Origin of the sequence: Nocardia rhamnosiphila NBRC 108938, from assembly GCF_000720425.1 — a bacterium.
In the GTDB taxonomy this organism is placed as follows: domain Bacteria; phylum Actinomycetota; class Actinomycetes; order Mycobacteriales; family Mycobacteriaceae; genus Nocardia; species Nocardia rhamnosiphila.
The window spans coordinates 410,966-428,091 of the sequence record NZ_JOAJ01000002.1; the positions used below are offsets into that span (position 1 = coordinate 410,966).

A 17,126-nucleotide genomic window follows, 5' to 3' on the forward strand; every position below is an offset into this window, starting at 1 on the left:
GATCGGGTCACCGATGAGGCGGAATGTTCCACTGTTTGTCCCGACCGGTTCGCCGCCGCGGCTCCGGATCGGTCCGCCGGCGCTGCCCGGGCGATTCACCGCCGCGCCCGGAGCGGTTCCTCCGGAGCGGTCCACCACTCGGTCCCGGAACGGTTCGCCGCTGCGAGACCGGCGGATTCACGTCAGATATCACCTGCCCCGCCGCCACGCGCGACACCGCGTCGGTCCGATATCGGCCCTATGGCGATACAGCGCGGTAGGCCGCAAACTCTCACCGCTGCGGCACCGTGACCGCACCGGATTCCTGCTCTGTGGGCCCGGGCAACCGCTCGGCCAGCAGGGCCAGATCGTAGGACTGCCGGGCCATCCAATACCGCAGGATCCCGGTCAAGGAGTAGCGCAGGAACAGCGCCGCCCCCACGATGCTCAACGCGACTCCGGCCAGAGCGATGACGAGCGCGTCACGCTGGACCAGCGCGTCGGAGGTGTTGTGCGACATCAGGTATGCCGGCACCGTCACCACCGGTCCGAGGATCAGTAGTGCCACGCCCACGCGCAACCACAGCGCGCCGCGGCCGGCGGCGGGGTCGGGGATCTTCAGTTCGGCGAGCTCGGCGACGAAACGGTCGGCCCGGGTCGATTCGGTCATGCGGAACTTCCTAGGTAGAGAGTGGCCAATTCGTTGCGGAGCCCTTGGTCGGGCGGGCCCTGATATTCGACGCGGCCGCGCACCAGGACGGCGGCGGAGTCGGCGATATCCAGGACGGCGGCGGCGAACTGTTCGACGACGAGCACCGCGACGCCCTGCCGGGCGATCTCGGCGACCTGTTCGTAGAGACGGCCCACCACCAGCGGCGCGAGCCCCATGGACAATTCGTCCAGCATCAGTACGGCCGGATCGGTGGCCAGGCCGCGCGCCAGCGCCAGCATCTGCTGCTCGCCGCCGGAGAGGGTGCCCGCGGTCTGCTCTGCCCGCTGGGCCAGGATCGGGAAGCGGGCGAAGGCGATCTCCTCGATCTGCGCGCGGGGCCGGCCGGTGAAGGTCATCATGAGCAGGTTGTCGCGCACGGTGAGATTCGGGAAGATGCCCCGGCCCTCGGGGATCAGGCAGACCCCGGCGCGTGCCAGGTCCCGGGGATCGACGCCGTTCACCACGCGTCCGCCGAGGCGGAGTTCCCCGTCCGCGACCGGATGCACCCCGGCCGCGACCGAGAGCGTGGTGGTCTTACCGGCGCCGTTGGGGCCGAGCAGTGCGACCACCTCGCCCGCGCGCACACTCAGATCGACACCGTGCAGCACGGTGATCGCCCCGTAGGCGGCGCGGATATCGCGTAGTTCCAACAGGGTGGTCATGCGGCCCCCAGGTATGCGGCGAGGACCTGTTCGTCGGCGCGGATCTGCTCCGGGATCCCGTCGGCGATCACCGTGCCGAGGTCCAGGACGTACACGTGGTCGCAGACGTTCATCACCAGGCCCATATCGTGTTCGACCAGCACCACCGCGGTGCCGTCGGCGGCGACCGAACGCAGCAGCCCGGCGAACCGGTCCGTTTCCGTACTGTCCTGCCCGGCAGCGGGTTCGTCGAGCAGCAGCAGCGTGGGCCGCACGGCCAGCGCCCGGCCCACCTCGACGAGCCGCGCCAGCCCGGTCGGCAGGGCGTCGGCGAGATCACCGGCGCGGGCTCCCAGTTCGAGGCGGTCGATGATCTCGTCGGTGAGCTGCGCGGCGCGCCGCCGGTGCGGGCCGAGTTCGGCGGCCACGAGCAAGTTGTCGCGGACCGAGAGCCGGCCGAACAGTTCGAGCCGCTGGAACGTGCGTGCCATCCCGTGCCGGGCCCGGCGCGCCGGAGCCAGCCGGGTGATGTCCTGCTCGCCCAGCCGGACCCGGCCCGCCGCGGGACGCCGCAATCCGCAGATCACATCGAACAGGGTGCTCTTCCCCGCTCCGTTGGGGCCGATCAGGCCGGTGACCTGCCCGGCCTCGGCACGCAACCCGGCACCGTCGAGGGCCCGCCGGCCGCCGAAGGTGACGGTGACATCGCTAACGTGCAGCAGTGACGGCATGGTCGAGCACCTCCTTGTCCGCGGCACGCCACGGGCGTTTCACACCCCACCATTCGACCGGTACGTCCGGTTCGCTCGCGGCGGTCCGTTGTTCCCGGTTGTCGGCCCAGATCCGGACCGCGAAGACACCGAGCACCGAGCCCCAGAACAGGATCCAGCCGTCGACGGCGCCGGCCAGCCGCAGCAGCCACAGCACCACCGGAATACCGATCATGGCGGCCAGGGCCGCCCGGTTGCGGATGGCCGCCTCGAAACCCTCCCGCATCCGCGCCACGGCACCGTGGCTCACCACCCCGCCGCCGAAGGCGATACCGGCCAGGGCCGGGATCACATGGATCAGGTTCTCGGTGGACGGGAAGAGCACCGGGACCGCCAGCAGCGGCCCGTAGAGCGCGACACCGACGAACAGCCCGTTGCCCAGGGCACCGAGTCCGGCGAACACGGCGACCAGGAAGATCGGCATCCCGGCCACGAAATTGAACTGTTCCGGTGTCACCGACCCGATCTGCATACCGTAGAGCGCGCCGCCCAACCCGGCCAGGCCCGCACTGAGCGCGAAGACCGCGACCTTGGCGAGCAGCAGGTTGCCGCCGAGGGTCGCGTAGGCGGCCTCGCTGTCGCGCAGGGCGATGAGCCGGCGGCCGAAACGCCCGCGGCGCAGCACCGCAACGCCGAGGGTGGCCAGTGCCAGGCAGACCGCCGCGAAGACGGTGATCTGCGCGGTCTCGTCCAGTTTCAGCCCGAAGAGATTCACTCCGGCCACTTCCACCGAGCCCTGGTCGAAGAACGCGATCCGCACGCTGCCGATCTCGAACGCGGGCAGGGTGAAGATCCACCGGTCCAGGATCACCGCGAAGGCCGCGGTGCCCAGGGCCAGGTACACCCCGGACAAGCGCAGCGCCGGGATCGCGACCAGCGCCCCCGCGACGGCCGCGATCAGTACCGCCCCGAGCAACCCCCACCACTGACCGTCCGGGGCCAGATGGGCGTAGGCGACGGCGCCGATACCCGCCATGCTGAGCTGTGCCAGCGAGATCTGTCCCGCGTAACCGGACAGCGGGACGAACGACAGCGCGATGACGCCGAAGGCGAACATCGGACCGTAGGCGATCAGATCGCTTTCGCCGAGGGTGGTGGCGACCATCAGGCCGAGCAGCGCGATCACGCCGGCGAAGAACAGCGCCCCACCGCGCGACGGGGTGGGCACCGGGCTGAGTTTGCGGTCGCGGCCGCGCAACCGACCGTGCGGGAAGAGCAGCAGCGCGATCAGCAGCAACAGCGCCGGCGCGGCCAGTCGCAGCCCGGGCAGGTATTCGTTCTGCGGCAGGTATCCGGTCAGGTAGCTCTCCATCAGCCCGACCACGATCGCGCCGACGAAGGTCATCGGCAGACTGCGCAGACGGCCGAAGATGGCCGCGGTGTAGGCGCTGACGATGAGCAGCGACAGCGTGGCGGCGTCCAGCGAGACCGTCGGAGCGATGAGAATGCCGCCCACGGCGGCCAATTCGATACCGAGTATCCAGGCGACCCGGTTGGCGCGGAGGGGATCCGCGCCGGTGAGACCGGCGAGCGCGCGATCGTCGACGGTGGCCCGCATCTCCGCCCCGGTCCGGGTGTTGAACAGCAGCACCCGCAGACCCACCGCGACGGCGACCGCCACCAGCATGGTCAGCACCTGATGCCAGGTGACGGTGGCCGAGCCGATCCGGAGGGGTTCGGTCTCGGCGAAGAAGGTGGGCAGGGTGCGGGCCCGCATCGGATCCCAGATCCAGCGCGCGGTGGCGATGAGCCCGCTCAGCAGCGCGACCGTCATCACCAGTTTCTCCGCGTCACCGAGACCCTGGACCGCCCGCAGCGCCCGCTCCACGAGCAGGCCGGACAGCGGCGCCAGCACCAGCAGCACGATCGCCAGGGCGACCGGGACCGGGACATCCCACCCGGCGGTGAGCTGCCAGTACGAGAACGCCGCCATCATGCCGGCGGCGCCGTGCGCGAAGTTGAAGATGCCGGTGGTCGTATGGGTGAGCACCAGACCGCTGCCGATGACGGCATAGACGGCGGCGGTGCTCAGCCCGACGATCCCGAAGGCGAGGAATTGATCCATGATCGATTACTCGACGTCCGCCATGGTCTTGCCGACATCGGCGAGCGTCATCGGCTCGCCGTAGTCACCGGTGTAGCGGTAGGGCGGGGTGTTGCAGCGGAACAATCCGTTGTCGGCGCCGAACTCCACGGGTTTCCAGCCGTCCGGCGTCGCCTGCATGACGTTGAAGCAGGTCGGCGGGGCGTCTTTGTTCGTGAGGTCGTTCGGGCTGTGCAGCCCGCCCCCGTTCCAGGCGTTCTCTTTCTGCGCCGCTTCGATCAGGCAGGTCCGGGTCAGCTCGGCACCGCAGCTGCTCGCCGCTTTGGCGAACAGCAGCCAGGCCGAGAAGGCACGGACGGCCGGCAGGGTGATCACCGCGTCCGGCGCGTACTCCTGGTAGAGATCCTGCAACTGCTGCATGGCCGCCGACCGGTCGGCCGACTGCGGCGGTACCACGCCGCCCAGGTCGACCAGGTTGTTCTGGAAGCTCGCCGAGCGTCCGAGCAAGTCGACGTAGTCGGGCCGGAAGGCGTTGTTGTTCGGGTCGATCCAGTCGAGCTTGTAGTCCATCGAGGTCAGCTTCTCCTCGAGTTTGGCCAGCGGCGCGTCCTCGCCGTACCAGATCAGCCCGCGGACCCCGCTGTTCTTGATGGCCTGCGCATAGGGCGTCCAGTCGGTGACCCCGCCCACCGGGTACAGCTCGTTGTAGATGACGTTCGCGCCCATCGCCTTCAGCGATTCGACGGCCTTGTCACCGAGCACCTTGGTGACCGGGGAGTCGCCGTTGATGATCCCGACCGCGCCCGCCGACTGCGGGTAGGCCTCCGTGGTCAGCCACCGCCGGAAGGCGTTGTAGGGGTCGTAGTGGGCGTAGGTGCTGGGTGAGGGGATCACCTGCAGATCGGTACCGAGGTTGGGCTGCTGGGAGACCTGCGCCGGGATATCGGGCAGGGTGCACTCGAGGCGTTCCTTCACACCGAGACCGTCGAGTCCGGCGCCGCCGCCCACCAGCGCGAAATCGGTCCGGCAGGCCTCCACCATCTTCTGGCGTACCGCCATCACCTTGGAATCGTGGGTCTGGGTGGTGATGGTGCGGCCGTTGATCCCGCCCGCGGCATTGCACCACGAGGTGAATACCTTGGCGGCGTCCACGAATTCCGGGTTCTTCGAATAGCCGACATCGGAGAAGACGCCGATGGTGATCTCGGTGTCGGTGACGCCCTGGGTCGGCGCTCCGGTGGCGTCGCCGTCCTGGCAGACACCGGTCAGGTCCCCGAAATCGGCGACCACCGAATCACCGGACGAGGTGTTCGCGGTTTCGGTTCCGGTGCGGCCTCCGCAACCGGCGGTGGCGAGCAATGCCACGGCGATCAGGCCGGCGGCTATTCGCTTCGGTCTCACGACGGTCCTTTCTGCGCCGGCCCCATCGGCCGGCCGATCGTGATCGGGCGGTACAGCGTCCGCCCGCGCACCGAGTTCCGCGGCGAGACTTCCCGGTCGGCCGGGCCGTATCCATAGCTCTCGGTGAATGAAAACTAGCTTCTCACTTATCGAGAATCAATATCCTCTTTTTCGGGTACCCCGGAGCTTCGAGGTCACGACACAGCACCCGAACATCGGCCCGCCCGCACCGCACAGTGGCCACGACCTGTCCGTAGACCCTCGCGTTGACTAACGGGCCGCCGCATGGAAACCTGTTATCCGAAAGCGAGAATACCATTCTCATCGAGAGGAGGCGCGATGCGTGTACCGCCGCTACCCGCCGAAGAGTGGGACGACGAAGTCGACGCCGCGCTCCGGGTGATGCTCCCGCGCCGGCTGCGCAATCCGGAATCGGCGAGCAACGCCCTGTCGACGCTGGTCCGGCATCCGGCGCTCACCAAGGCGTTCCTGACCCTGAACGTCCATCTGCTGTTCCGGTCGTCGCTGCCGGCCCGCCTGCGTGAGCTCGCGATCCTGCGGGTCGCGCACCGGCGGGACTGCATCTACGAGTGGAACCACCACCGGGAAGCCGCGTTGGCGGAGGGCATCACCGAAGCCGAGATCGAGGCGGTCCGGCGGGGCGAGGCCACCGCGGCGCTCGATCAGCTGATCCTGCGGGCGGTCGACGAGCTCGACGAGAAGTCGAATCTGGCCGACACCACCTGGGACGCGCTGTGCGCACACCTCGACGAACAGCAGCGCATGGACCTGATCTTCACCATCGGCACCTACAACACGCTCGCCGCGGCCTTCAACACCTTCGGCGTCCGATCCGAGTACGAGAGGTAATCCCTTGGCACACTTCAACAAACCGGCAGCGGGTAGCTGGACCGAGCATTACCCCGACCTGGGCACCGAGCCGGTCGACTACAGCGATTCCATCGACCCCGAGTTCTACGAGGACGAGCGCAACGCCATCTTCAAGCGGACCTGGCTCAATGTCGGCCGGGTGGAACGGCTGCCGCGCAGGGGCAGCTACTTCACCAAGGAGCTCTCCGCCGCGGGCACGTCGCTGATCATCGTCCGCGGCAACGACAACGCGGTCCACGCCTACCACAATGTCTGCCGCCATCGCGGCAACAAACTGGTCTGGGACGATTTCCCCAACGAGGAGACCTCGGGCTTCTGCAAACAGTTCACCTGCAAATACCACGCCTGGCGCTACAGCCTCGAGGGCGAGCTGACCTTCGTCCAGCAGGAGAAGGAGTTCTTCGGCCTCGACCGCGCCGACTACGGCCTCAAGGACGTGCGCTGCGAGGTGTGGGAGGGGTTCATCTTCGTCAACCTCGACGCCGACGCCGAACCGCTGACGACCTTCCTCGGCCCGATGATCAAGGGCCTCGAGGGCTATCCGTTCCACGAGATGACCGAGGTGTTCAGTTACAAGGCCGAGGTCGGCAGCAACTGGAAGCTGTTCATCGACGCCTTCGCCGAGTTCTACCACGCGCCGATCCTGCATATGAAGCAGGCGGTCAAGGATGAAGCCGACAAACTGGCCGGCTACGGCTACGAGGCGCTGCACTACGACCTGCAGCCGCCGCATTCGATGATCTCCTCCTGGGGCGGTATGGCGCCGCCCAAGGACCTGAACATGGTCAAACCGATCGAACGCGTGCTGCGCAGTGGTCTGTTCGGCCCCTGGGACCGGCCCGATATCGAGGGCCTGGACCCGCTGCCCGTGGGCATCAACCCGAGCGGGCACAAGGCCTGGGGTGTGGACGAGTTCGAGATCTGGCCCAACTTCTCGCTGCTGTTCTGGGCGCCGGGCTGGTACCTCACCTACCACTACTGGCCGACCGCGGTGAACAAGCACATCTTCGAGGCCAACCTGTACTTCGTACCCGCGAAGAATGCCCGGGAACGCCTGGCCCAGGAACTGGCCGGAGTGACCTTCAAGGAATACGCGTTGCAGGATGCCAACACCCTCGAGGCCACCCAGACCATGATCGCGACCCGCACCGTCACCGATTTCCCGCTCAACGACCAGGAGATCCTGCTGCGCCACCTGCACAAGACCGCCCAGAAGAAAGTCGAGGAGTACCGCAATGGCAACTGAGTCGAAACTGCCCGCCGAATTCGCCGATCTGGCGCGGTTCGAGGACTGGATCCTGCCCACCGAACCCGAGCGCTATGCCAAACGGCTGGCCTCCACGATGCCGGAGATGCAGGAGTTCTACGACGCGGGAATGGCGCGGCTCGAGGACGCCATCGCCTACTGCGACCGGTTCGACCTCGACGATCTGCCCGATGATGCTCGCAATCTGTTCCATCTGCTGCAGTCGCTGGTGATGGCCTCGTTCCCGGTGGAGGTGTGGAAGCAGCCACGGGTGCCGGACAGCGGTGCGGCCTACCTGGATATCGTGCGGGAGCCGGTGGTGTGAGCATGCTGACTCTGCGAGCCGCCGGTCTGCTCGATGTGGACACCGGCGAGATCGTCCGGCCCGGTATCCTGCGCGTCGAGGGTGATCGGATCGTCGGAGTCGGCGGTGAACCCGAGGGTGAAATCGTGGAGTTGGGCGATCTCGTCCTGCTCCCGGGGTTGATGGATATGGAGGTCAACCTGCTGATGGGTGGGCGGGGCGAAACCGGCCTCGTCTCCTCGGTGCAGGACGATCCACCACTGCGCATGCTGCGCGCGGTGGGCAATGCCCGGCGCACCCTCCGCGCCGGATTCACCACCGTGCGCAACCTCGGGTTGTTCGTCAAGACCGGCGGTTATCTCCTGGATGTGGCGCTCGGTAAAGCGATCGACGCGGGATGGATCGACGGACCGCGTATCGTCCCGGCCGGCCATGCCATCACACCGACCGGCGGGCATCTGGATCCCACGATGTTCGCCGCGTTCGCACCGAATGTTCTCCAGCTGACCTTGGAGGAGGGCATCGCCAACGGCGTCGACGAGGTACGCAAAGCGGTCCGGTACCAGATCAAACACGGCGCCCAGCTGATCAAGATCTGCGTTTCCGGCGGGGTCATGTCGTTGACGGGTGCTCCGGGCGCACAACACTATTCGTCCGAGGAACTGCGCGCGATCGTGGATGAGGCACATCGGCGCGGTTTGCGCGTCGCCGCGCACACCCACGGCGCGGAGGCGGTCAAGGAAGCGGTCCGGGCCGGCATCGACTGTATCGAGCACGGTTTCCTGGTCGACGACGAAGCCATCGATATGATGGTGCAGGCCGGCACCTATCTGGTGCCGACCACTCGGCTCGCCGACGCCATGGATGTGTCCAAGGCCGCCCCGGAGTTGCAGGCCAAGGCCGCCGAGATGTTCCCGAAGGCACGTACTTCGGTGAAGGCGGCCTTCGACGCCGGGGTCAAGATCGCGGTCGGCACCGACGCACCGGCCATTCCGCACGGCCGCAATGCCGACGAACTGGTGGCATTGGTGGAGCGCGGCATGGACCCGCTGTCGGTGTTGCGGGCGGCCACGGTCACCGCGGCCGACCTGATCCAGGTGAATGATCGCGGCCGGCTGGCCGAGGGACTGCTGGCGGATGTGATCGGGGTACCCGGCGATCCGCTGGCCGATATCACCGTCACCCAGCAGGTGCGGTTCGTCATGAAAGGCGGGAAGGTCTATGGCGGCAATCGATGACCTGATCGAGATCCAGCAGTTGCTCGCCCGCTACGCGGTGACCATCACCAAGGGCGATATCGACGGTCTGATCGGCGTATTCGCCCCCGACGGCACCTACAGCGCGTTCGGCGACACCTACACCCTCGAGGTGTTCCCCGAACTCGTGGACGCCGCCCCCAAGGGCCTGTTCCTCACCGGCACCCCACTGATCGAACTGGACGGCGATACCGGCACCGGCACCCAACCGCTGTGCTTCGTAGAGCATTCCAGTCACGATATGCGGATCGGCTACTACAGCGATACCTATCTGCGCACCGAACAGGGCTGGCGGTTACGGACCCGCGCCATGACCTTCATCCGGCGCAGCGGCATCCACGATTCCGGGATCCCGCACGCTTTCGAGCGGCCGGCGGTATGAGCGGGTCAGGCCCGGAGGCGGAAGCGAAGCGTGACCACGCAGGGCCCCCGCTCATACCCGATGGACACAGCATGAGCGGGTCAGGCCCGGAGGCGGAAGCGAAAGTCGAGGAGTTCCGGTCCGGCTTGCGCGTCTGGCTGGACGAGCACGACCTCGCCCCCGGACCGGAACCCGGTTTCGACGCCCAGGTCGCGCAGCTGGCCCGGGTCCGGCGGGCGCTCTACGACGGGGGCTGGATGCGGTACGGCTGGCCGGAGACCGTCGGCGGGTTCGGCGGCGAACCGCTGCTGCGGGCGGTGCTCGGTGAGGAGGTCGCCACCCGCGGCCTGGCCGAACCGGGTATCTACTCGATGGTCGAGGTGCTCGCGCCCACCATGATCTCCTACGCCCGGCCCGAACTGGCCGCGCGGATGGTGCCCAGGCTACTCGACGGCAGCGAACAGTGGTGCCAGGGTTTCTCCGAGCCGGGTTCGGGCTCCGATCTGGCCTCCCTGCGCACCCGGGCCGACCGGCGGGGGACGGACTGGGTGATCAACGGTCAGAAGGTGTGGACCAGCCTGGCGCAGTTCGCCGCCCGCTGCGTCCTGCTGACCCGCACCGGCCCCGGGCACGACGGGATCACCGCGTTCTTCGTCGATATGGACACGCCGGGGATCACCGTACGACCGCTGCGCACCATGCACGGCGTGGACGAATTCGCCGAGGTGTACTTCGACGATGTGGTGGTGGGCGCCGAACGGATGCTCGGCCGGCCCGGCGACGGCTGGCGGGTCGCTATGGATCTGCTGCCGTACGAACGCTCCACCTGCTTCTGGCATCGCATCGCCCACCTGTTCACCCGGCTCGACCGGGTCCTGGATCAGACCGCCGCCGGTGACGACGCCGATCTCGGCGCCGCCTATCTGGCGCTGCACACCGTGCGCTGCCGGTCCCGGGCCACCCAGCGGCGACTGGCCGGCGGTGCCGCCCTGGGGCCGGACACCTCCGTCGACAAGGTGCTGCTGGCGACCGCGGAACAGCAGCTGTTCGATACCGCGCGCGATCTGCTCCCGGGTGTCGTCGAACTCGACGAGACCGAATGGCGCTCGGAATTCCTGTATTCGCGCGCGGCGACCATCTACGGCGGCACCGCCGAGATCCAGCGCAACATCATCGCTCGCCGCCTGCTCGACCTGGGGAAGGAGTGAGCGGTGGACGCCGACGAACAGATTCTGCTCACCGATACGCTCCGCAAGACGATGAGGGCGACCACCGGCGCCGGCCTGTATTCGGCGCTGTGTGGCCTGGGCTGGCACGACCTGCTCACCGGTCCCGCCGTCACCGCCGGGATCGCCGTCCCCCTGGTCTTCCGGCTGCTCGGTGAAACCGGCACGCACGCCCCGCTGCTCGACGATGTGATCGCGCACGCGGCGGGCCGGCCGGTCGGCGAGCGGATACCGCTACCGTTCACCGGCGGCGCCTGGGTGCGCTGGGTCGACGAACGGCCGGCAGGCGCACCGGAACCCGTCGATCCCGAACTGCCGTTGGCGCGTACGAACGACACCACCGGGGCAGCCGCGGCACTGCCGGATGCGGCGACGAACGCCGCACGTCGGGCACTGGGCTGGTGGCTGGTGGGGTCGGCGCGGGCCATGCTGGAACCGGCCCGCCGGCATGCGCTCGAGCGCCATCAGTTCGGCAGGCCGGTGGCGGGGTTCCAGGCCATCCGGCATCGTCTGGCCGAATCGCTGGTGGCCGTCGAGGGCGCGGAGGCCGCGCTGGCGGTATCGCCCGGCGATGCCCACCACCCGGCGCATCCGGACCTGCACCGTCCCCGGCCCGAGGATTCCGAGGCGCTGGCCGCTCTGCTGGCGAAGGCTGCCGCGGGCCGGGCGGCGTTGCTGACGGCCCGGCATTGCCAGCAGGTCCTGGGCGGTATCGGTTTCACCGCGGAACACGAGTTCCATCGGCATTACAAGCGCGTGCTGGTCCTCGACGGACTGTTCGGCAGCGCCCGGGAACTCACCCGGGAGGCCGGCGCGATTCTCCGCGATCTGGGGTACGCGCCGCGGCTCGCGCATCTGTGAATCGCCGTCTCGCCCTGGTCGGCGCACCAGGGCGGTGGCTCGGTGGCCCGGTTCAACGACGCCCGCGCGAGGCGTTCCGGCTACCGGGTCGCCGGTGGGTTCAGGCGCAGGCCTGCGATACTCCCCCGGAGATCGCGACCAGGCCGCACATGGTGGAGGCCGCTATCTTCCAGCCGTCCGCCTCGCGGACCGCGTGACCGGCCTGTCCGTCCACCACCGGACTGCCGGAGATATTGAGGGTGAAACGTAATTCGGCTTTTCCGGGTTGGGCCAGTACCACATTGGTGACCTCCACCGTGGTGAGCGCCGTGCGGATATGATTCGCCATTCCCGAGATCTCGGTTTCGAAATCTGCCCCGTGCTCCACCAGAGCGATACGGTCCGCGGTCGAGGTGGCCGGGGCGAAGAATGTCGTATAAGCGCCCACGATGGCGGCGCTCGCGACAGCCGGTGATTCGGTGACCGCGACTCCGGTGTCGGATCCGGCTGCCGTTGCCGATTTCTCGGCTCCGGGAGTTTCCGCGGCGGGTAGCACATAGCAGTTGTCGGGGCCGAAGAAATTACCGCAACCGGTGGCCGCGGTCAGGGCGAGCGCGACCCCGCCCGCGGCAGCAATACGCGCTACCCGGTGTCTTCGTGACATCGATTCGTCTTTCTGCAGAGTGATGAAGCGCAGCTCCGGAAAACTTGGTTCGCCGCAGATGCCGCGGCGAGCTTAGCCCGGGACACTCTGGGGTAAGGGCGAATTCGAAGCAATTGAACGGATAGAAATCCGGTAAACAGCCGCGCTTCGGCTGCCTACCGGGGCATCCGGGGTCCGCGTCGGCCCCCGGCACCCGAGGTGACTTGTCCTCGACCCCCACGATCCGCGGCCGCCACCCCTTCACCACACCTCGGCACCATCACGACACCGAGATGACCGCCGCGGGCCCGGGCGGCATACCGATCCTGCGCAATCGGTACGCGGCACCCGAGCCCGGTGGAGAGTCCATCGCGCGATATCACCGCGCGGGGACGGATGTCCCGATGACGGGACCGGCGCCGCCCCGCGAGCGACGGTCAGCTACACGCCGGATTCGGCTCACCGCTGCCCTGGACGGCCAGCAGCGAACAGAACGTCATCGCCGCCACCTTCCAGGTGTCACCCTCCTTGATCGCCTGCCCGGATTGGTCCGGCAGCACCGGATTCCCGCCCAGCAGCAGGGTGTAGGTGACATCCGCTGTCTTGTCGTCGACGAGTTGGACCGCGGCGACGGTCACACTCGTCCCGGAGGCCCGGGGGTCGGCGGCCATACCCTCGAGCATCGGCGCGAACGCGTCGCCCTTCTCGACGAGCCCCGCCCGCGTGGCGGCCGGCGACTTCCCGTCGAAGAAGGTGACGAACGCGTCGGTGATCTCCTTCTGGACCTCCGGGGAGGCCGCGGCCGGCGCGGCCGAACCGGTGGCGGCCGGAGCCGAGGTGGCCGCGGCGGCATCGTCGGTGGAATCGCCGCAGCCGAGGACGGCCGTGGCCGTCAGCGCCATCAGGCCGATGAGTGCGGCACTACGCCGGGTTCTACTGGAACGCATGGCGGAAACCTTTCCGATGAACACGTCGATTCGTTGTCCATCAGGGAAATTCGGAAACAGGGTTCCGGGCAGTCGTAATCGGTTACGCTACCCGTGTCGAAGAATCCCTGACCGCCGGTTTCCTTTTCGGTGATCACTTTCCGATATCGGGGGATCGATACCGCGGCGAACGGATCGATCCCCCGGGCGGCAGGTCTACTTGATATTCGATTTCATCTGTTCGAGGTCGACCAGAATCGGATAGCCACTCACACTCAACGCGTTTCCGTGCCCGGTGGAATGGATATCGAAAACCGATTGCACCGCCGCGTAGAAACCCTGGACGTCCAGCGTCTGGTTCACCGCCCGTTTCGCCTGGCGCAATCCGAACGGCGGCATCTTCGCGATCCGGGCCGCCAGCTCCGCGGTCTTGGCCGGTAGCTCCGCCAGCGGGACCACCGTGTTCACCATGCCGGTCTGCGCGGCCTCCTGCGCGGTGACCGCGCGGCCGGTGAACAGGATCTCCTTGGCCTTGCGCGGGCCGAGTTCCCAGGTGTGCCCGTGATACTCGACGCCGCCGATTCCCATCATCGCCACCGGATCGGAGAACAGCGCGTTATCGGCGGCGATGATGAGATCACACGGCCAGCACAGCATCAGCCCGCCCGCGATACACCGGCCCTGGACCGCCGCGATCGACGGTTTGGGCACATTGCGCCACCGCAGCGTGTACTCCAGGTACCGTCGGCTCTCGGTCTGATAGATCCAGTCGAGGGTGATCTTCTCCGGTTTCGGCCAGCTGTCGTCCTTGAGATCGTGGCCGGCCGAGAAATGCTTACCCGCGGCGTTCAGGACGATGACCACTACGTCGTCGTCGGTGGCCGCCCGTGTCCAGGCGGCATCGAGTTCGTCCAGCAGCGCCGAGTTCTGGGCATTGGCGGCCTCGGGCCGGTTCAGCGTGATCGTCGCGATCTTGTCGGCGACCTCGTAGTCGATATACGACAAAGCAGTACTCCTCGGTTCCGGGTGCGCCGGGCACGGGCCCGGCGCGAGTTTGCGCTTACTGCGCCGCCCGCGGCCGTCGGATCGCCCGGCCGCCGCGGAGACGCGATCCCATGGTGTCGCCGATCATCGTGCGGCGGCGAGGTATTCCGCGGCGACCACCGCGCGATGCCGCGCCGCCCCGCCGAACAACAGCTCACCGGCCTTGGCCCGCTTGATCGCGAACTGCAGATCGTTCTCCCAGGTGAAACCCATGGCCCCGAACAACTGCACCCCGTGGCGGAACACCGTCGACTGGCATTCACCCGCCGCCGCTTTGGCCATCGCGGCCGCCAGCTTGCGCCGCGGATCGTCCTCGGCCAGGCACAGTGCCGCGAAATACGCCAGCGCCCTGGCTCGTTCGATGGCCAGATGCATATCGGCAGCCTTGTGCTGGACCGCTTGGAACGCGCCGATGGCGGTATCGAACTGATGCCGGGTGCGAACATGCTCGAGCACCATGTCGAGGACCCGCTGGCAGGCGCCCACCGTGGTCAGCGCCAGACCCGTCAGTGCCAGCTGGCGGGCACGTTCGGGATCGGCGGCGGTACGGTCGCCGTCGGTGACCCGTACCGCGTCGAAGGTGACCTCGGCCAAATGCAGCACCGGATCGAAGGCGGCGGTCCGCCGGGCGGTGACGGCATGGGCGGGGACCACGAACACACCGGCTTCGGTGACCACCGCGAGACGCTCGCAGCGGTCACCGTCCAGGACCGGAGCGGGGCTGCCGTTCAGCAGCCAGCCGTCACCGTCGCGGGTCGCGGTGACCCCCTCGAACACCGCGGCGCCGGTGCCGTCGGCGGTGGCCGAATCCCCGGCCAGCGGCGCGAACTGGGTCATGGTGGCGAGATAGGGTGTGGGATCGGTCGCCCGGCCCAGCCCTTCGAGCACGATACCGAGTTCCACGGTCGCTTCCGGTTCCACCAGTTCGGTCCAGCCGAGTTCGACGTAGGTCTTCCACAGCCGGGCCGGATCCGCACCGGCGTCGACGATCTCCCGGATCACCGCGGGCGGGCACTCCTTGGCGGTGACTTCCCGGACCGTATCGCGCAGCAGCCGTTGATCGGTATCGAACTCGAAGAGCATCCGGGCTGCCTCCTGTGGCGGGGTTGCGTTACGTTCAGGAGAATAGCATTCTCTTGAGATGAAATTAATAGTCTCCTCAGTGGCGCGGACACGGGACGTGCCTGCCCAGACATGGGACGTTCTCCGGTACAGTGCACTCATGTTCTCCACAGATGGGATCGATGGGATCGGACGGGCCATCCGGTGACCAGCCCGAGCGAAGAACCGGCCTGGAAGCAGCGCGCCGTCGAGCGCTCGATCCGCACCGCGAAACTACGCGCGGAGCAGCGGGTCCAGCGCTTCCTCGATGCCGCCCAGGCGATCATCACCGAGAAGGGCACCACCGATTTCACGGTCCAGGAGGTCGTGGATCGGTCGAAACAGTCCCTGCGCAGCTTCTACCTGCAGTTCGACGGTAAGCACGAACTGCTGCTGGCCCTGTTCGAGGACGCCCTGAGCCGGACCGCGGAACAGATCCGCGCGGCCGCGGCGGGTAAGGACAACGCCCTGGAACGGCTGCAACTGGCCGTGGAACTCCTCTACGAACTGTGCCGCCCGGATCCGACCGCACAGCGCCCGCTGTTCACCGATTTCGCGCCACAGCTGCTGGTCAGCCATCCGGCCCAGGTGAAGGTCGCGCACACCCCGCTGCTGGCATTGTTCACCGAACTCATGATCGACGCGGACAAGGCCGGACTGCTCCGCAGCGAGGTCAACCCGCGCCGGATGGCGGCCATGGTGATGCAGACGGTCATGTTCACCGCACAGTCCAACGGCGGTATCGACGACGAGACCGCGTATCCCATCTCCGCCGAGGAGATCTGGGAATTCTGCGCCCGGGGCTTCGCGCACGCCGACTGAGCGAGAATAACGTTCTCCAAATCAGAGAAACAGGCTTACACTCGCTGTATGCCCGATCTCTGGACCGACCTTCTCGCCTGCATGGACCTACGCCTGCGGCCGACCGCGCCGCAGACCGGCGACGACGACGCGCCCGCCGCCGACCCCCAGGCCACCCTCTCGGTGTTCGAGGGCCCCAATCAGCAACTCGAATACCACCGCTTGTTCGGCGGCCAGCTGCTGGCGCAGTTCCTGCGCGCGGCGGTTTTCGCCTGCCCCGACAAGACCGTGAAATCCGTGCACGTGATCTTCGCGCGCGAAGGTAAGAGCGACGCCCCGGTGTACTACGTGGTGCAACCGCAGCACCGCGGCCGCTCCTTCGCGACCCTCACCATCGCCGCGCGCCAGAAGGGCGATGTGATCGCCACCGCGCTGGTCTCCATGACCGCGATGGAGGACGGCCGGCAGAGCCAGGAGATCGCGGCGCCCTCACCGCTGCCGGGACCCGAGCACCGGATCGAGATCGGACTCATCCCCTGGGAGACCCGCTCACTGACCGACCTGAGCGATGAATCGGTGGGCCCGGCCGAATACGACCTGTGGATGCGTACCCCCGAGGTCGGGCCCGAACTCGCCCCCGGACTGGTGGCCTACGCGACCGACCTGAACGTGATCGGTACGGTGCTGCGCCAGCTCGACGGTTTCGAGCACAGCGGTAACGGCACCGAATTCACCTCGGCCACCACCTCGCACACTCTCTGGTTCCATCGGCCGTTCCGCAGCGACGATTGGCTGCTGCTGCGGCATCACGGCACGGTCCTGGCCCACGGTCGCGCCTACGGACGCGGCGACGTCCTCACCACCGACGGCACTCTGGTGGCCTCCTTCGCGCAGGAAGCCCTGCTGCGTTTCCGTCCCTGACCGGCAGTACCGCACTCCA

At 67.7% G+C, this 17,126-nt stretch carries 18 protein-coding genes; 9 read left to right on the forward strand and 9 right to left on the reverse strand.

Translation table 11 applies throughout. The annotated features are described in order from the left end of the window. Positions 1-271 precede the first annotated feature (271 nt). Genes IG75_RS0110765 through IG75_RS0110785 form a run of 5 tightly spaced genes read right to left on the reverse strand, consistent with a single transcriptional unit; the run spans position 272 to position 5,547 of the window. Positions 272-649: a hypothetical protein gene (locus IG75_RS0110765; protein WP_030521068.1), complete on the reverse strand. Its 378-nt coding sequence runs from the start codon at positions 647-649 to the stop codon at positions 272-274. Next, positions 646-1,353: an ABC transporter ATP-binding protein gene (locus IG75_RS0110770; protein ID WP_030521069.1), complete on the reverse strand. Its 708-nt coding sequence runs from the start codon at positions 1,351-1,353 to the stop codon at positions 646-648. Before IG75_RS0110770 ends, IG75_RS0110765 begins: the two co-directional genes overlap by 4 nt. Continuing rightward, on the reverse strand, positions 1,350-2,063 hold the full coding sequence (locus IG75_RS0110775) for an ABC transporter ATP-binding protein (RefSeq protein ID WP_030521070.1): 714 nt from the start codon (positions 2,061-2,063) through the stop codon (positions 1,350-1,352). Before IG75_RS0110775 ends, IG75_RS0110770 begins: the two co-directional genes overlap by 4 nt. Further along, positions 2,041-4,167, reverse strand: coding sequence for a branched-chain amino acid ABC transporter permease (locus tag IG75_RS0110780; RefSeq protein WP_030521071.1), 2,127 nt, complete (start codon positions 4,165-4,167; stop codon positions 2,041-2,043). Before IG75_RS0110780 ends, IG75_RS0110775 begins: the two co-directional genes overlap by 23 nt. 6 nt (positions 4,168-4,173) lie before the next feature. Further along, the gene (locus tag IG75_RS0110785) at positions 4,174-5,547 is read right to left on the reverse strand and encodes an ABC transporter substrate-binding protein (RefSeq protein WP_081876785.1); all 1,374 of its coding nucleotides are present in this window, start codon (positions 5,545-5,547) and stop codon (positions 4,174-4,176) included. 339 nt (positions 5,548-5,886) lie between these two features. On the opposite strand from IG75_RS0110785, the gene IG75_RS0110790 reads away from it, so the two are divergent. The 7 genes from IG75_RS0110790 to IG75_RS0110820 all read left to right on the forward strand — a co-directional run bounded on the left by IG75_RS0110790 (position 5,887) and on the right by IG75_RS0110820 (position 11,692). Continuing rightward, positions 5,887-6,417 (forward strand): carboxymuconolactone decarboxylase family protein, encoded by a 531-nt coding sequence (locus tag IG75_RS0110790; RefSeq protein ID WP_030521073.1) that lies wholly within the window; start codon positions 5,887-5,889, stop codon positions 6,415-6,417. Between the two features lie 4 nt (positions 6,418-6,421). After that, entirely contained in the window at positions 6,422-7,684 is a 1,263-nt protein-coding gene (locus IG75_RS0110795; protein ID WP_030521074.1) for an aromatic ring-hydroxylating oxygenase subunit alpha, read from the forward strand. Then, positions 7,674-8,009 carry a hypothetical protein gene (locus IG75_RS0110800; RefSeq protein ID WP_030521075.1) on the forward strand — a complete coding sequence of 112 codons (336 nt, stop codon included), beginning with the start codon at positions 7,674-7,676 and terminating at the stop codon, positions 8,007-8,009. Before IG75_RS0110795 ends, IG75_RS0110800 begins: the two co-directional genes overlap by 11 nt. A 2-nt stretch (positions 8,010-8,011) precedes the next feature. Further along, positions 8,012-9,226 carry a metal-dependent hydrolase family protein gene (locus tag IG75_RS0110805; protein WP_030521076.1) on the forward strand — a complete coding sequence of 405 codons (1,215 nt, stop codon included), beginning with the start codon at positions 8,012-8,014 and terminating at the stop codon, positions 9,224-9,226. Beyond that, on the forward strand, positions 9,210-9,626 hold the full coding sequence (locus tag IG75_RS0110810; protein ID WP_030521077.1) for a nuclear transport factor 2 family protein: 417 nt from the start codon (positions 9,210-9,212) through the stop codon (positions 9,624-9,626). Before IG75_RS0110805 ends, IG75_RS0110810 begins: the two co-directional genes overlap by 17 nt. A 71-nt stretch (positions 9,627-9,697) precedes the next feature. Further along, on the forward strand, positions 9,698-10,813 hold the full coding sequence (locus IG75_RS0110815) for an acyl-CoA dehydrogenase family protein (RefSeq protein WP_030521078.1): 1,116 nt from the start codon (positions 9,698-9,700) through the stop codon (positions 10,811-10,813). A 51-nt stretch (positions 10,814-10,864) separates the two neighbouring features. After that, positions 10,865-11,692 carry an acyl-CoA dehydrogenase family protein gene (locus tag IG75_RS0110820; protein WP_051714518.1) on the forward strand — a complete coding sequence of 276 codons (828 nt, stop codon included), beginning with the start codon at positions 10,865-10,867 and terminating at the stop codon, positions 11,690-11,692. A 100-nt stretch (positions 11,693-11,792) separates the two neighbouring features. On the opposite strand, the gene IG75_RS0110825 is transcribed toward IG75_RS0110820, so the two are convergent. From IG75_RS0110825 to IG75_RS0110840, 4 genes are all read right to left on the reverse strand, one after another. After that, positions 11,793-12,335, reverse strand: a complete 543-nt coding sequence (locus tag IG75_RS0110825) for an MTB12 C-terminal domain-containing protein (RefSeq protein ID WP_030521080.1) — start codon at positions 12,333-12,335, stop codon at positions 11,793-11,795. Between the two features lie 416 nt (positions 12,336-12,751). Beyond that, positions 12,752-13,261, reverse strand: a complete 510-nt coding sequence (locus IG75_RS0110830) for an MTB12 C-terminal domain-containing protein (RefSeq protein ID WP_030521081.1) — start codon at positions 13,259-13,261, stop codon at positions 12,752-12,754. Between the two features lie 195 nt (positions 13,262-13,456). Then, positions 13,457-14,245 carry an enoyl-CoA hydratase gene (locus IG75_RS0110835; protein WP_030521082.1) on the reverse strand — a complete coding sequence of 263 codons (789 nt, stop codon included), beginning with the start codon at positions 14,243-14,245 and terminating at the stop codon, positions 13,457-13,459. Between the two features lie 123 nt (positions 14,246-14,368). Further along, the gene (locus IG75_RS0110840) at positions 14,369-15,367 is read right to left on the reverse strand and encodes an acyl-CoA dehydrogenase family protein (RefSeq protein WP_030521083.1); all 999 of its coding nucleotides are present in this window, start codon (positions 15,365-15,367) and stop codon (positions 14,369-14,371) included. Positions 15,368-15,550: 183 nt separating this feature from the next. On the opposite strand from IG75_RS0110840, the gene IG75_RS0110845 reads away from it, so the two are divergent. Both IG75_RS0110845 and IG75_RS0110850 read left to right on the forward strand, forming a co-directional pair. Continuing rightward, positions 15,551-16,207 (forward strand): TetR/AcrR family transcriptional regulator, encoded by a 657-nt coding sequence (locus tag IG75_RS0110845; RefSeq protein ID WP_030521084.1) that lies wholly within the window; start codon positions 15,551-15,553, stop codon positions 16,205-16,207. Between the two features lie 48 nt (positions 16,208-16,255). Then, positions 16,256-17,107, forward strand: coding sequence for an acyl-CoA thioesterase (locus IG75_RS0110850; RefSeq protein WP_030521085.1), 852 nt, complete (start codon positions 16,256-16,258; stop codon positions 17,105-17,107). Positions 17,108-17,126 lie beyond the last annotated feature (19 nt).